Annotated in this window: 14 protein-coding genes; 4 read left to right on the forward strand and 10 right to left on the reverse strand. The window is 53.6% G+C overall.

The window, feature by feature from the left end:
* Window positions 1-5: 5 nt before the first annotated feature.
* Window positions 6-755, reverse strand: coding sequence for an SDR family NAD(P)-dependent oxidoreductase (locus H2508_RS07210; protein WP_182171131.1), 750 nt, complete (start codon window positions 753-755; stop codon window positions 6-8).
* Between the two features lie 251 nt (window positions 756-1006).
* On the opposite strand from H2508_RS07210, the gene H2508_RS07215 reads away from it, so the two are divergent.
* From H2508_RS07215 to cls, 4 genes are all read left to right on the forward strand, one after another.
* Entirely contained in the window at window positions 1007-2194 is a 1188-nt protein-coding gene (locus tag H2508_RS07215) for an acyl-CoA dehydrogenase family protein (protein ID WP_182171134.1), read from the forward strand.
* 20 nt (window positions 2195-2214) lie between these two features.
* Window positions 2215-3354, forward strand: a complete 1140-nt coding sequence (locus tag H2508_RS07220; RefSeq protein ID WP_182171137.1) for an acyl-CoA dehydrogenase family protein — start codon at window positions 2215-2217, stop codon at window positions 3352-3354.
* 41 nt (window positions 3355-3395) lie between these two features.
* A complete protein-coding gene (locus H2508_RS07225) occupies window positions 3396-3755 on the forward strand; it encodes a nuclear transport factor 2 family protein (protein ID WP_182171140.1) in 360 nt (119 codons plus the stop codon).
* A 228-nt stretch (window positions 3756-3983) separates the two neighbouring features.
* Window positions 3984-5423, forward strand: coding sequence for a cardiolipin synthase (gene cls, locus H2508_RS07230; protein ID WP_182171142.1), 1440 nt, complete (start codon window positions 3984-3986; stop codon window positions 5421-5423).
* A gap of 58 nt (window positions 5424-5481) precedes the next feature.
* Here cls and H2508_RS07235 read toward each other — a convergent pair whose 3' ends face one another.
* From H2508_RS07235 to gspI, 9 genes are all read right to left on the reverse strand, one after another.
* Window positions 5482-6870 (reverse strand): alanine/glycine:cation symporter family protein, encoded by a 1389-nt coding sequence (locus H2508_RS07235; protein ID WP_182171145.1) that lies wholly within the window; start codon window positions 6868-6870, stop codon window positions 5482-5484.
* A 32-nt stretch (window positions 6871-6902) separates the two neighbouring features.
* Window positions 6903-8273, reverse strand: coding sequence for a sodium-dependent transporter (locus tag H2508_RS07240; protein WP_182171148.1), 1371 nt, complete (start codon window positions 8271-8273; stop codon window positions 6903-6905).
* Window positions 8274-8379: 106 nt separating this feature from the next.
* Complete coding sequence (locus tag H2508_RS07245; RefSeq protein ID WP_182171151.1) at window positions 8380-8559, reverse strand: rubredoxin; 180 nt, start codon at window positions 8557-8559, stop codon at window positions 8380-8382.
* Between the two features lie 62 nt (window positions 8560-8621).
* A complete protein-coding gene (locus tag H2508_RS07250; RefSeq protein ID WP_182171154.1) occupies window positions 8622-9386 on the reverse strand; it encodes a type II secretion system protein N in 765 nt (254 codons plus the stop codon).
* Between the two features lie 3 nt (window positions 9387-9389).
* Entirely contained in the window at window positions 9390-9863 is a 474-nt protein-coding gene (gene gspM, locus H2508_RS07255; protein WP_182171157.1) for a type II secretion system protein GspM, read from the reverse strand.
* Window positions 9860-11056 (reverse strand): type II secretion system protein GspL, encoded by a 1197-nt coding sequence (gspL, locus tag H2508_RS07260; protein WP_182171160.1) that lies wholly within the window; start codon window positions 11054-11056, stop codon window positions 9860-9862. Before gspL ends, gspM begins: the two co-directional genes overlap by 4 nt.
* 59 nt (window positions 11057-11115) lie before the next feature.
* Window positions 11116-12162 (reverse strand): type II secretion system minor pseudopilin GspK, encoded by a 1047-nt coding sequence (gspK, locus tag H2508_RS07265; protein WP_182171163.1) that lies wholly within the window; start codon window positions 12160-12162, stop codon window positions 11116-11118.
* On the reverse strand, window positions 12143-12805 hold the full coding sequence (gspJ, locus tag H2508_RS07270; protein ID WP_328799338.1) for a type II secretion system minor pseudopilin GspJ: 663 nt from the start codon (window positions 12803-12805) through the stop codon (window positions 12143-12145). Before gspJ ends, gspK begins: the two co-directional genes overlap by 20 nt.
* Window positions 12792-13232, reverse strand: coding sequence for a type II secretion system minor pseudopilin GspI (gene gspI / locus H2508_RS07275; protein ID WP_182171166.1), 441 nt, complete (start codon window positions 13230-13232; stop codon window positions 12792-12794). The genes gspJ and gspI overlap by 14 nt, the downstream gene beginning before the upstream one ends.
* Window position 13233 lies beyond the last annotated feature (1 nt).

Consider the following 13233-nt stretch of genomic DNA (forward strand, 5'->3'; position numbering starts at 1 on the left):
ACTAGCTATGACAGCATGCCCCCATCCACTCTGATATCTTCGCCAGTGATATGCGTGGCGTCCTCCGAGGCTAACATGGCGATCACACCCGCAATTGCCTCGGGGTTTTTGGGACCACTAATTGACATAATTCGCGGCATTAAATCGAAATCCATGGTCTTCGGCCAATCGATACCCTGCGTCATGCCCGAGTTGATATCACCAGGACAAACACAGTTAGCCCGCACTCCCTGTTTGGCATAGTCCACCGCAATACTGCGAGTCATAGCTAAAACACCGCCCTTGCTGGCGGAGTAGGCCGCACCACAAGGCAGGCCACTTAGGGCCGCGGTCGACGCGGCATTCACAATACTGCCCCCCGACTTGATCAAGTGCGGCAAAGCTTCACGGCACATCAACATCGTGCCAGTCAGGTTGATATCTAGTATTTGCTGCCATTTGGCCAACTCTAATTCGCGGCTGTCATCAAAGCGCAGCATGCCGGCCATATTAATCACCGCGTAAAGGCTACCTAGTTGCTCTACACAGGCCGCCACACAATCGATAACCTGCTGCTCACTGGAAACATCGCAAGCCTGGGCCAGCGCTGTGCCGCCAGCGGCACTAATCTCTTTAGCGGTCTCTTCGGCAGCCGCTAGGTTGAGGTCGACACAGAAGATTGCACCGCCCTCTGCGGCAATGCGCAGCGCACTGCCCTTACCGATACCACTGCCAGCACCGGTGACCAGTACCACTTTATTTTCAAAACGCTGCATGCCTAGCTCCTTTTTCTTTGTATGAGTCATAAAACAGCATGACTAGCCTGGCAAAAGCGGTCAACGCAGAGCGGTTCGCAGCACTGTACCGAGAGCCAATGATTAGCTAAATATGCTACGCTGTGCTGTTCTGTCAACGCGGGTGACTGATAAGGTTCTTGCCCGTATATTTTTCGGCTATTAAGCTGCAGCCCTTTATCTACGGGCTACAGCGCGGCAAAACTTGTGCCCGAATGACTAGGAGATAGCAAGTGGACGATTTGGAGGACTTTCGTGCCGACGTAAGAGCATGGCTCGAGGCTAACTGCCCTGAAAGCCAGCGCACGCCGGCCACGCCCGATGAACAGTACTGGGGAGGCCGCCAGGCCAGCTTTGCTAGTGAAGATGCCCGCCTGTGGTTCGAACGCATGCGTGATCGCGGCTGGACTGCTCCAGAATGGCCCGAAGCCTATGGCGGTGGCGGTCTGTCAGCACAACAGGCCCGCGCTCTAAAAGACGAAATGAACCAGATTGGTGCTCGTCCTCCCCTCTACAGCCTCGGCTTGTGGATGCTCGGCCCTGCTCTGCTTGAGTACGGCAATGAAGAACAGAAGCAAAAACACTTACGAGCCATCGTCAATGGCGAAATTCGCTGGTGCCAGGGTTACTCAGAGCCCGGTTCTGGCTCTGACCTAGCCAGCCTACAAACCCGCGCCGAAGACAAGGGCGATCACTTTTTAGTCAATGGCAGCAAAATCTGGACCACTTCTGCGGATAAATCCGATTGGATTTTCTGCTTAGTGCGCACCGACCCCAGTGCCAAAAAGCAAAAAGGCATTAGCTTCCTGCTGATCGATATGGCTACAGAGGGTGTTAGCACCACACCGATCGAGCTGATCAGCGGCGAATCAGAATTCTGCCAGACCTTCTTCGACAACGTAAAAGTACCCAAAGAGAACCTCGTTGGCGAGCTCAACAAGGGCTGGTCTATCGCTAAAGCTCTGCTAGTACACGAGCGCAAGCTGATGTCTGAGCTGGGCAGCGAATCGCCCCGCAAAGTACTCGACCCCGTAGCCGCTGCGCGCGAGTATCTCGACTTTGACCAGGGTAAAATTGCCGACCCCGAACTGCGCCGTGCTTTAACTCGCTATCAAATGCAAATGCACGCTATTGGCCTCACCCATATGCGCGGCTTTGAAGAGCGCAGCGCGGGCATTCGCAGTGCCGCAGGCTTGGTCATGAAATACCTCGGCACCGAAGCCGAGAAAGTCAAGAGCGAACTGCTACTGGCTATTCTTGGCAGCCAGGGCTTGGGCTGGGAAGGGGAAGGCTTCACTACCGAAGAGCTGGACACACTGCGACTCTGGGCTGGATCAAAAACTCTGACGATTGCCGGTGGCACCTCAGAAGTACAGCTGAACGTTATCGCTAAAAACGCTTTAGAACTCCCCCAGTCTTAACAAGGCCCAAGGAAGCAATCATGGCATTGGTATTAAATGAAGAACAGCGCTTTCTACAGGACACCGCACGGGAGTTCCTCAACAAGCGCGCCCCCGTTTCAGAACTGCGTAAACTACGCGATGAACGCGACGAACTAGGCTACAGCCCAGAGCTGTGGCAAGAAATGGTTGAGCTCGGTTGGTCGAGCATTATTCTGCCAGAGCAATACGGCGGCTTAGAATTCGGTTTTCTTGGCCTTGGCACCGTGTTGGAAGAAACAGGCCGCACCCTTTGCGCCTCGCCCCTATTTGCCACGGCAGTGCTTGGCGCCTCAGCGCTCTTACTCGGTGCCAGCGAGGCACAAAAAGAGCGGCTACTGCCAGCAATTGCTGCCGGTGAAACCACCTTGGCCCTCGCCTTAGAAGAGAGCAATCACCACAAACCCCATCACATCGAGACACGCCTCACAGCCAATGAAGGCGGCTACCTATTAAATGGTAGCAAGTGCTTCGTGCTCGACGGCCATAGCGCAGATCACTTGCTGGTTATCGCACGCTCTTCTGGTGAAATAAACGACCCTGAAGGCCTCACTATGGTCTTAGTGGCGCGCGATGCTGCGGGACTTAAGTGCCAGCGCACAATCATGGCCGACAGTCGCAATGCCGCCAATGTGGTATTTGACAATGTTGCCCTTGAGGCCGACGCAGTGATCGGTGAGCTGGGCGCTGCTTGGCCGGTACTGGAGCAGGTGCTAGACCGCGGCCGTGTAGCCATGGCCGCTGAAATGCTGGGCCTAGCCCGCGAATCATTTGAGCGCACCATCGCCTATCTCAAAGAGCGCGTTCAGTTTGGGGTCCTCATCGGTACCTTCCAGGGCCTGCAGCATCGCGCTGCCGACATGCAAGCCGAGCTCGAGCTGGCTCATTCGGTAGTCCTACAGGCACTATCAAGTGTTGATGACAGCCCCGAGCAGCTTCCTTTAATGGCCAGCTTAGCCAAAACTCGACTCAACGATCTGGTTAAGCGAGTTACCAACGAGGCTGTGCAAATGCACGGTGGTATTGGTGTCACCGACGAACTAGAAATTGGCCTGTTCTTAAAGCGTGCTCGGGTAGCAATGCAGATACTTGGCGACAGTGGTTTCCATCAGGACCGCTACGCTAGCCTCTGCGGCTTCTAGACCTAAGCACTACAATTCAATAAATATATAAGGCTTACGCTATGGATGCTAAACAAAAATTGGCCGCTGTAGATCGCTACGTAGAAGCATTTGAGAAAGGCGACCTAGACATTATTCGCTCACTCTATGCCGACAACGCAGTGGTTGAAGACCCTGTCGGTACTGATCCGCACCACGGGCTGGAGGCGATCTGCAAATTTTATGAAGGAGCGCTCGGTGCCGGCATCAAGCTGACCCTGAGCGGCACTCCCCGCTGCGCCGGCAATGCCGTGGCCTTCCCTTTCAGGGTTAATGGACCGAGCATGAGCATTGAAGTGATCGATGTCTTTGAGTTCAACGATGAAGGCAAAGTGGTCAAGATGAAAGCCTACTGGGGCCCTGAGAACGTCGAGCAAGGCTAAAGCTCTTTGACGGCGCCACAGCGCCGTCAAACTACCCGATGCGGATGCGAATGAAGAAGCGAATTCTCCAAGCCCTCTTTGCAGTCATAGTCATCATCTTTGCGGTTATCCAATTTATTCCCTCGGAACCGCCAGAGCAAGCTGCACAAGTTCCAGCTGAACAGCCTTAGCAATCCAAGGCCTATGGCGGGTGTGCTCCTGTGCTAGAAAGGCTAAACTGTAGCTAGTATGAACTTGGAACTGTACAGTGAACTGATCGCCTTAATCGCCCTGTTGCTTTACCTGATGGCGATTGCCTCGGCTATTGATGCCACTATGAATGTGCGCACTGCCCAAGGTGCAATCGCATGGGCAATTTCATTACTCACCATCCCCTACCTCGCACTGCCTTTTTACTTGGTCTTTGGACGCAATAAATTTGCCGGTTACCTAGAAAAAAGAGAAGCGATTCGCGATCAAACTTCGCAGCTATTAAAACAAGCACACAATGCGATGGATCAGTTTATCGTTGGCTATTCCGACGAACTGCCACTCTACAACAGCCTCTACAATCTAAGTCGCACCCCCGCCACTCGCGGCAACCATGTCGAGCTACTCATTGATGGCGAGGCTACCTTTAACAGTATCTTGTCCGGTATTGAAGCGGCTAAGCACTACGTGCTTATTGAGTTTTACATTATTCGCGATGATGGCTTAGGCGGCCGTTTTACCGACGTGCTTACGCGAAAGGCGCAACAGGGTGTGGCGGTTTTCCTACTCTTTGATGAGATTGGTAGCCGCAACTTTCAGCGTTCGAAGATGTTCAAAAAATTGCGTAAAGCTGGCGTCAATGCAGTGGCTTTCAACACCACTCAGGGCTTTCGCAATCGCTTTCAGCTCAATTTTCGTAATCACCGCAAAATTGTTGTTGTGGACGGCGAGCAAGCCTGGGTTGGTGGTCACAACATTGCTGACGAATACCTTGGCTACACCAAAAAACGCGGCTTCTGGAGAGATACTCATGCGCGCTTAGAGGGTCCCGCGGTCAGCGGCGCAGAGCTGACTTTTGCCACCGACTGGCGCTGGGCCACACGCTCGCCACTGCAACTTGAACACCGTCTTGAGCCGCGCCATTGCGGTGACAGTAAAGTACTGGTATTTGCCTCTGACCCGGTCAGCACCTTGGAAGAAGCGAGCTTGATGTTTCATCAAGTGATTGTGGAGGCGCGCACTCGAATCTGGATTGCCAGTCCCTATTTCGTACCAGACCGGGGTATTGTGTCGGCACTGCAATTAGCCGCTCTGCGTGGAGTCGATGTGCGTCTGATTATCCCCGACGAGCCAGATGGCCCTGTGGTAGCAATGGCCAACTGGGCCTTTACCCGTGAGCTGCTGCCCGCTGGGGTGAAGGTCTATCGTTACCAAGGCGGCTTCATGCACCAGAAAGTCTTACTGATGGACAACAAGATCGCCGGCGTGGGAACTGCCAACTTTGACAACCGCTCCTTCCGGCTAAATTTCGAAATCACCTTGCTGGTCCACTGCGAGTCCTTCTGTGAGCAAGTGCAAACAATGCTAGAAAACGACGTCGAAAAATCCCGTCAGGTGACCAGCGAGGAAATTGCCAACAAGTCGATCTTTTTCTACTTAGGTATGGGCATCGCCCGCCTATTCTCCCCTCTGCTGTAAGCACCCTTCTAATTGCAAGTGTAGTGCCGCGCTGCCCTGTGCTACAAAAGCGCTAGTATTAGTCTCGCCAAGCGCTAGGATCGATATTCAAATCAATGTAATCATCTGGATTCAAACGGGGTTCAATACCAGTGGCCAGCTGCCGATCATAGTCCCGCAGTAAACGCATACCGATACGGAACATCCACACTAAACCGACTAAGTTCACTAAGCCCAAAAGTCCCATCGTCAGATCAGCAAAGCCAAACACTGTGGCTAGGTCCTGCATGGAGCCCCACAAAATAAGGCCCAATACCATGCAGCGAAACACATTGAACAGCCATTGGTTCTCAGAACTAAAGAAGTTCAAACTATTTTCACCAAGGTAGTAGTTGTAGAGCACTGAGCTAAAGCCAAATAGCACTAAGGCTATAGCCACAAAATTAGTACCCCACTCGCCTACGTGACTCGCTAAAGCACTTTGGGTGAGAGCCACCCCCGCCACGTTCTCGGCACCCGGCTGATAAATATCCGATAGCAAAATAATCAGGGCGGTACAGGTGCACATCACTACGGTGTCGATAAACACACTGAAAGACTGCACAATACCTTGGTTTGCTGGATGAGGTACCTGAGCCACAGCAGCCACGTTCGGCGCACTGCCAAGACCCGCCTCATTGCTAAACAAACCGCGCTGCACGCCCTGCATTAGGGCCAGCCCTAAACCGCCACCGACAACGGAACTGAAACCAAAAGCACTTTGTACAATGTGCCATAGTGTCGCTGGGATCTGAGAAAAGTTTAAAGCTAGCACCACCAAAGCAGCGACTAGATAGCTCAGTGCCATAAAGGGCACGACAATCTCAGAAACCACTGCAATGCGCTGTATTCCGCCAAAGATCACGCCGGCCAGCAAAGTGACCATCACCAGGCCAGTGATCCAAGTGGGTACGCCAAAAGAGGCTTCTACTGAAGTTGCGACAACGTAGGACTGCAGAGCGTTAAAGCCAAAACCAAAAGTAATTAATAGCAAGATGGAGTAGATCACCGCCAACCAGCGCTGCCTAACCCCATAGACAAGGTAATAAGCCGGTCCACCGCGATAGCTGCCGTCTGTTTTACGCCGCTTGAATAATTGAGCGAGTGAGCACTCAAAGAAGCTGGTGGCCATGCCCATGAGGCCAATGACCCACATCCAAAAAACCGCCCCCGGGCCACCCAAGGTTATCGCTACGGCCACGCCGGCAATATTGCCGCTGCCAACCCGACCGGCCAAGCTAACTACCAAGGCCTGAAAAGAGCTAACATGCCCTGGCTGGTGCTTGAAGCCACCCCGCAACACACCGAACATACGGCCAAAGTAACGAAACTGCAGTCCCCGAGAAGCAATGCTATAGAGCAAGCCCACGCCGATCAGCGCCACGATCAACACCTGCCCCCACAGCAGATCATTCAGTGTTGCCAGCATCGCTATATTCCTCGTTGAGTATTATTAGCGCCTTAGCAAATTGATCCAGTAAGACTCTCGCTGATACCTAGTACAAAAATAATAGCCAGGGCCGGCGGCACGACAAATCGAATCAGAAAATACCAAACACCGAAGGTTGATGAATTCAGTCCACTTAGCTCATCGCGACTGGCTGAGCGTTTCATCGCCCAGCCGACAAAGACCGCTATCGCCAAGCCGCCAAGGGGCAGTAAAATCTGATTGGAGAAAAAGTCCATGCTGTCATTAAAGTTACGTCCACAAACATTAAAGCTACTGAGTATGTTGTAGGACAGGATGCTCAGCACACTAAGGGCTGCTACCGCGCCAACCACAATCATTGAGCTGCGATGACGGCCAAAACCAAAGCGTCCTTCAACCCAAGAGTTTACACACTCGATCAGTCCGACCATGGAAGTAATACCTGCCACGGACAGCATTAGGAAGAACAGAATACTGAACAGGTGCCCACCCGGCATTTGAGCAAAAGCTACCGGCAAGGTCTGAAAGATCAGGCCGGCACCAGCCGCTGGGTCTAGGCCATAATTAAATACCGCGGGAAAAATGACTAAGCCCGCCAGCAGCGCCACCAACATATCAGCGCAAACAACGATTAGAGCTGACTGGCTAATGGACACTGAGCGCGGCAAATAGGAGCCATAAACCATCATGCCCCCCATCGCCACACTGATTGAGAAAAAGGCTTGGCCTATAGCTGCCAGTACTGCACTGGGGCCAATCTTGCTGAAATCGGGGGTAAACAAATACTCTAAGGCTTGATCAAAGCCGCCCGCTAAGTAGTTATAGCCTGCCAAGCCCAGCAGCAGCATAAACATTAGAGGCATCATGATGCTGACAGCGCGCTCAATACCGCTTTTAACGCCAGAAAAGATGATCAACCCGGTGATCGCTAATCCGACCAGGGTCCAAAATAACATCCCTAAGTTGTCATCTAAGACACTGGCAAATTCCGCATTAGCAAGAGCGCCATCGATACCCACAAAGCCAGTGCTTATCGCTTTATAGAGGTACCACAATACCCAGCCCACAACGCCGGCATAAACAATCTCAATGGTAAATGCGGCCAGCAGCCCCATGCCACCTACCCAGCGCCATCTGCGACTGCGCTGGCTCTCCTTTGCAACAGCCGCCATCGCCTGCGGTGGACTACCCTGCCCGCGGCGCCCAATCATTAACTCAGCAATTAAAACAGGGACCCCAATGAAAAAAGCACAGGCGAGGTAAACGATCACAAAGGCCGCTCCGCCATTTTCACCTGTCACATAGGGAAATCGCCAAATATTGCCCAGACCAACGGCAAAACCCACCGAAGCCATAAGGAAGGTAAATCGGGAGGACCAATGTTCTCCGCTCGCTACTGCCATCTAATTATACTCCAGCGATATTTCTTATTTGGAACTGAAAGCCGCGACTCTGGGCCAGTCTACATCAAAGCGCGCACACAGCTCACGGCTTAGCTTGTGACCATTCTCAGGCTTCAAGCAGATCAAAATCTTCTTTGCCAATGCCGCAATCCGGACACTCCCAGTCCTCAGGAATATCCTCCCAGCGAGTTCCCGCGGCAATCCCAGCATCGGGTATACCCTCGGCCTCATCATAAATAAGGCCACAGATAACGCATTCATACTGACGAAAATTATCATTGGACATAGTAGAGCCCCCTGTTTTATTGATATAGGCAGCCGCACAAGCTCTCACCCTGCGGCAGCTGTTTACTTCAGTGCCGCTAAGGCACCATTTATTTTCAAATGAAAGCCCTCAGCCTGTGGCGTCGCCACCAGCGAGAGCGCATCTCGCAGACTGGGGTCTAAACCACCCTCAGCTGTAATATTCAGGTCCAGCGCATAGATCTGCTGTTTTAGCGTCATGCTGCCCTCTGCTTGCAGCGGACCGCTGAGGGTTAAGACTTCAGCACTGAGCGCAGCATCTGCGTCAGCCTGCTTAAACTCCAGCACATAACTGCCCAAGGGTAAGCGCCCTCGGGGGGCAGACCAGACAGCCTGCTGCCATACCAAGCGTCCCTCTCCACCTGCTGGCCATCCCTGCTGTAGGCGAAGCTGAGCAATCTGCAATGACAGCCGGCCATCGAGCGCAAGCGGTGCCAAGTGCTTCAGCAACTCGGCATTGATATTGGCATCAAGAGCCTGCAACTCAAAGTCCTCGCCAGAGTGTATTGCCACATTAGCGCTGATGCGCTGCTCACCCCAGCGACTCTCAAGTTCAACAGTCGGCGATAGGAGCAGCAAGGACCAAGGCCGTAATCGCCACTGCAGGTGGCCCAATTGTACATAAGCATTATTGCCAATACGCAATAAACTACGACTAGATTGCCCCCGCCATACGCTGCCACTTAGGCCCTGTAAAATCACTTGCTCGCTTGGCAGTAGTGCTGGCAGTAGGCGAGCTGGTGCTTTGAGCACTAGCAGCACTAATAAAAACAACAGTAGAGCGACGGTAATGGGAAAGTAGCGCCGCACTCTTTAGGCCCCTTGAGCAATACGAACGGTGGCATTTACTCGACCACCGGCACCAGCCTGAGTAATCGATACTTCACGTAGCAACAGTGACTGAGTGTACTCAATATCGTGTAACCAGCTCATCAGGGCGCCAAAGGGCGCGCCTTCCAAGCGCACTTGAATTTCACCGCGACTATTAGGTTGCATACGGCTGACCGAGAGCCCGGCAGCGGCAGTACTCTGATTCACCACGGAAGTCAGGTTGCGACGCGTATTACCCAGGTCGCCATTGCTGCGCAGCTGCATGATTTCAGAAACCATGGCGTCAACCCGTTGCAGGGACACTGCCACGGAGGCATTGCGCGCTTCCATCTGTGCTCGTTTATCAGCCAAGGGCGACCAGAGTAAGTAATAGGAGAAGTACAACAGCAGCACTAGCGCCAGTAGCAGCAAACTCAGCTGCTCCCGTGGCTTGAGGCGTTCAAACCAAGTCTTCATCCCCGCGTACCCACTCGAATCCGAGCCCGCACGCCGTCACTTTGAGCACTGCTGCTTTCCATCGTCGCCACTAAGCCATTCGCATTGAGCGCCGCGCGCACTCGCTCTACGCTTTGAAAGTCTTGGGCGACAATATTCATCCGCATTTCGGCACTGCGATCGTTATAATTGATACTCCCCAACAGCGTGCCAGTTTCCTGACTTAACACTTTCCCCACGCGCTCCATCAGCGTCACAAAACCGCCACTGTGACTGCTGCCACGCATACTATCTAACTGTCGTTGCAGTTGTTTTTCGGGGTCGACAATTGCGCCCTGGGGGTAAGCTTGGCGATAGCTAGCTTCCCGGGCACTGCGCAAAGCTAAGTTCTCTGCACTGGCTGCGCGATACTCCATATAAGTGGCCAATAGCTGTAAACAGAATACCGCGGCAAAAACACTGGCTATCAAGCGCCATTCACGCCACCAGCGCTGCAAAGGCAGGCGTGCTGCATAGTCACCTTGACGCAAGTTTAAAGTCGGAAGATTTTTTACCAACAGCAATGCACTGCACAAATTCCCGCGGCGCCACTGCAGCTTGTCATGCAGTTCACTGGGTATTAAAGCGCAATCAGCCGCTTGATCACTGCCATAAACAATCAATGACTCAGGGGCAGACTCCCGTACTGCGGCCTCAAGTAACATCGGCAGTTGCTGCCGCTCACAGCCAAAGCCCTGGCAGTCGCCGCTGCGCAGTATCGCCTGCTCAGCTTCTAATAGGAGACACCATTCACCAGTTTTTCGGGGCAATAATAGAGGCTCTGGCAGCCACTGATTAACTAGGCCCAAATCAGCTAACAGCTGCTGCCAAGTGTCCATCGCCTCGCGCCGACAAAGCGCAACGCCATAGCGCAGACCATCGAGAGGCGCGGCAGCAAAATGCAGGCCATCGATGTCCTCGGCAACCTGTTCTTCTAGCATAAAGGGCAAGGATTGATTGAAGTGCTTTTTTTCCTCAGCGCTGATATCCATTTCGAGCAAACGGAGCGACCGTGCTGGAGCTGCAAAACACAGTGTTAGCCGCTGCTGTGCGACAAGATCGCGCAAGGCTTGCAGCGCTTCTGGGCTATCGAGGGGACGGCACTCATTCCCCGCTCCGGGCGGGTACCAAACCAACTCTTCATCAATTAGCCGTATCACGGCAAAGTTGTGCAAAAGCGCTTCTCCAATCCCAGTTAATTAACAGCCGCTGGGGAATCCAGACTGTTAAGCCCCTATAACTCACCCGTCGAGCGCGCCAGCACCTCCACACGGCGCTGATTACGATGCAGCACACTGTACAATCGCGTTGTGCGGTCGGCAACTTCCACCACCGCAGTGAGTAGAAAATAGGAGGACTGCTCGCCCAGTAATGTCTTGAGTTCCTCTCGTGCCTTTGAGTCAAACAGGGGCTGATCAAGAAAATCATTGAGGTCACTAAAACCCACTTCCTGTCGCAGCTCGACCAAGGCCTGCACTTCATCTGCTGGCAGTGGCAGTAAATCATCAGCGCTACCCAATGAGCGCAACAGCTGCGCCGGAGCGGTATGAATGTTCAGTTTCGTGCCCGGCGGCAGCACTGTGACCCAGGGACGTAGAGCTAAATATAATTCAGGAGTCACATGCGCTACAGCGCGCAGCTCGCTGACACTCGCCAAAGCGCGGTTAGCGGCGCGGTAGGACGGTGTCTGGGCATAGTAATAATCGTCTTCAGCACCATAGGCTTGGGGCACACTGTCGGCGTCGAGCCAGTCCCGCAGGGACTGAGTCACCATAATCGCTTCTTGCCGACTCAGCGCCGGCTCCTCGAAACTCTGCAACAAACGTACAAACTGGGCCTGCTGTGGCGTAAAACGAAGGCTGGCACGGCCATCATCGTCCTTCTCCCCCGGCGCATTACCTTGCAGGTTGTTGAGATTAAATCGCCCCTGTAAATCCTCTAGATGACCTTGCAGCATGCCCCCCTCATCAAGGGGGTAGGGCGTGCTGGGCTGCGCCCAAAGCTCACCGAGGTCATCACGGGGCCGCTGGCGATTATTATCAATATCGTAATCTAGCTTTAGAGCCAGTGCTGCCAACTCTTCCGCGCCACGCAAATAAGCAAGGCTCTGTTCAGCTAACAAAGTATTTGAGCTGCGCTGGTAAAACAACTCAAATTCACTTTTCATCGCCACCATCAAGGCGGCGCAGAGGCCAAAAATGAGCAGCGCGATGACCAGCGCCGCACCACCTTGGCGCCGGGGAGAACAGCCCCTGGCCTGTTTACAGCGGCGGTAAGACATACAAACGCTTCACCTCACCCCAGTCTGCCAGCTCCAAACGCAACTCTAGGGCAAGCGGCGCTGCTAACTGCGCCGCGGGCTCCCCCGGATTTGCCACCCAGGAATCAGGCCAATCACGAGTATCAACTTCGGTCGCAGTACTCGATGACTGAAGCTGGCCAAGGTCTGCTAAAAAACGCAGCTGCAAGTCAAGTACCTGATCAAGCAGCAGCACCCGTTGTGGCTGAGTATCGGCAGCGCGGTCTAGCACCGGATAGCTTTCACGCCACAGCGCATCATCTTCCACAAGATAATTCACTCGCTGCAGAGCACTGCGCGGATGCCCATTGGGATTGTGCCAACCACTGCGGGTTAAGCTTAATAAAAATCGCGCCGCCGCGCCGCCCTGTAGCGCTGGCTCGAACTCACCGAACTCATCCCGTATCGGGCGCTGACTAAACTGCCGCAAATCTCGTGAAATGAACATAAGCGCCCGGTTGAGCTCCCAACTGCGCTGCGCCACTGCCCGCGTACTCTCGACGCCGCTGATCACTGTCGACAAACCGGTATAGGCTGCGGCAGCGATCACCGCGGTCAGTGCTAAGGCCACCAGTACTTCTACCAGAGTGAAGCCTGCTGCAGGGGCGCGTTTAACTGCCAGCACTGCCTGCCTCCGCGGGCACTTGGCGCCCTATTTCAGAGTCGAGATCCGCCCCCATAAAGGCCACTAAAGAGTACAGTGCCGGCCCCTGCTCCACATTTTCTCCAGCGCGAACTGTAATCTCCACTCGGAAGAAGGCCTCAACAGGGGTTTCACTACTCTCAATACGCCAAGACCACTGACGACCCGCCAGTGTGGCCTGGCCGTTATCACTGCCTTTTAGCAAGCTCTGACGGGCTTGAGATAAGAGACGTAATTCAGCCAACTTATTGGACGCCACCATTTGCGCCAAGGCCTTGTCGCGCAAGTGCTCCGTGCCGTCAACTTGATAATAAAGTGACATCACTAGGGCCGGCAGGGCAATAGCAACTACCGCTAGCGCCACCATCACCTCGACTAATGTAAAGCCTGCTCCCCTCTTATTGAGCATA

Source organism: Sediminihaliea albiluteola (assembly GCF_014077625.1).
Classification (GTDB): Bacteria; Pseudomonadota; Gammaproteobacteria; order Pseudomonadales; family Halieaceae; genus Sediminihaliea; species Sediminihaliea albiluteola.

Bases quoted from the DNA above. Each gene is read 5' to 3' on its own strand.
- H2508_RS07220 (WP_182171137.1), top strand. From the start codon at position 2,215: ATGGCATTGGTATTAAATGAAGAACAGCGCTTTCTACAGGACACCGCA.
- gspK (WP_182171163.1), bottom strand. From the start codon at position 12,162: ATGTCTTACCGCCGCTGTAAACAGGCCAGGGGCTGTTCTCCCCGGCGC.
- H2508_RS07240 (WP_182171148.1), bottom strand. From the start codon at position 8,273: ATGGCAGTAGCGAGCGGAGAACATTGGTCCTCCCGATTTACCTTCCTT.
- H2508_RS07235 (WP_182171145.1), bottom strand. From the start codon at position 6,870: ATGCTGGCAACACTGAATGATCTGCTGTGGGGGCAGGTGTTGATCGTG.
- gspM (WP_182171157.1), bottom strand. From the start codon at position 9,863: ATGAAGACTTGGTTTGAACGCCTCAAGCCACGGGAGCAGCTGAGTTTG.
- H2508_RS07210 (WP_182171131.1), bottom strand. From the start codon at position 755: ATGCAGCGTTTTGAAAATAAAGTGGTACTGGTCACCGGTGCTGGCAGT.
- H2508_RS07225 (WP_182171140.1), top strand. From the start codon at position 3,396: ATGGATGCTAAACAAAAATTGGCCGCTGTAGATCGCTACGTAGAAGCA.
- H2508_RS07245 (WP_182171151.1), bottom strand. From the start codon at position 8,559: ATGTCCAATGATAATTTTCGTCAGTATGAATGCGTTATCTGTGGCCTT.
- cls (WP_182171142.1), top strand. From the start codon at position 3,984: ATGAACTTGGAACTGTACAGTGAACTGATCGCCTTAATCGCCCTGTTG.
- gspI (WP_182171166.1), bottom strand. From the start codon at position 13,232: ATGCTCAATAAGAGGGGAGCAGGCTTTACATTAGTCGAGGTGATGGTG.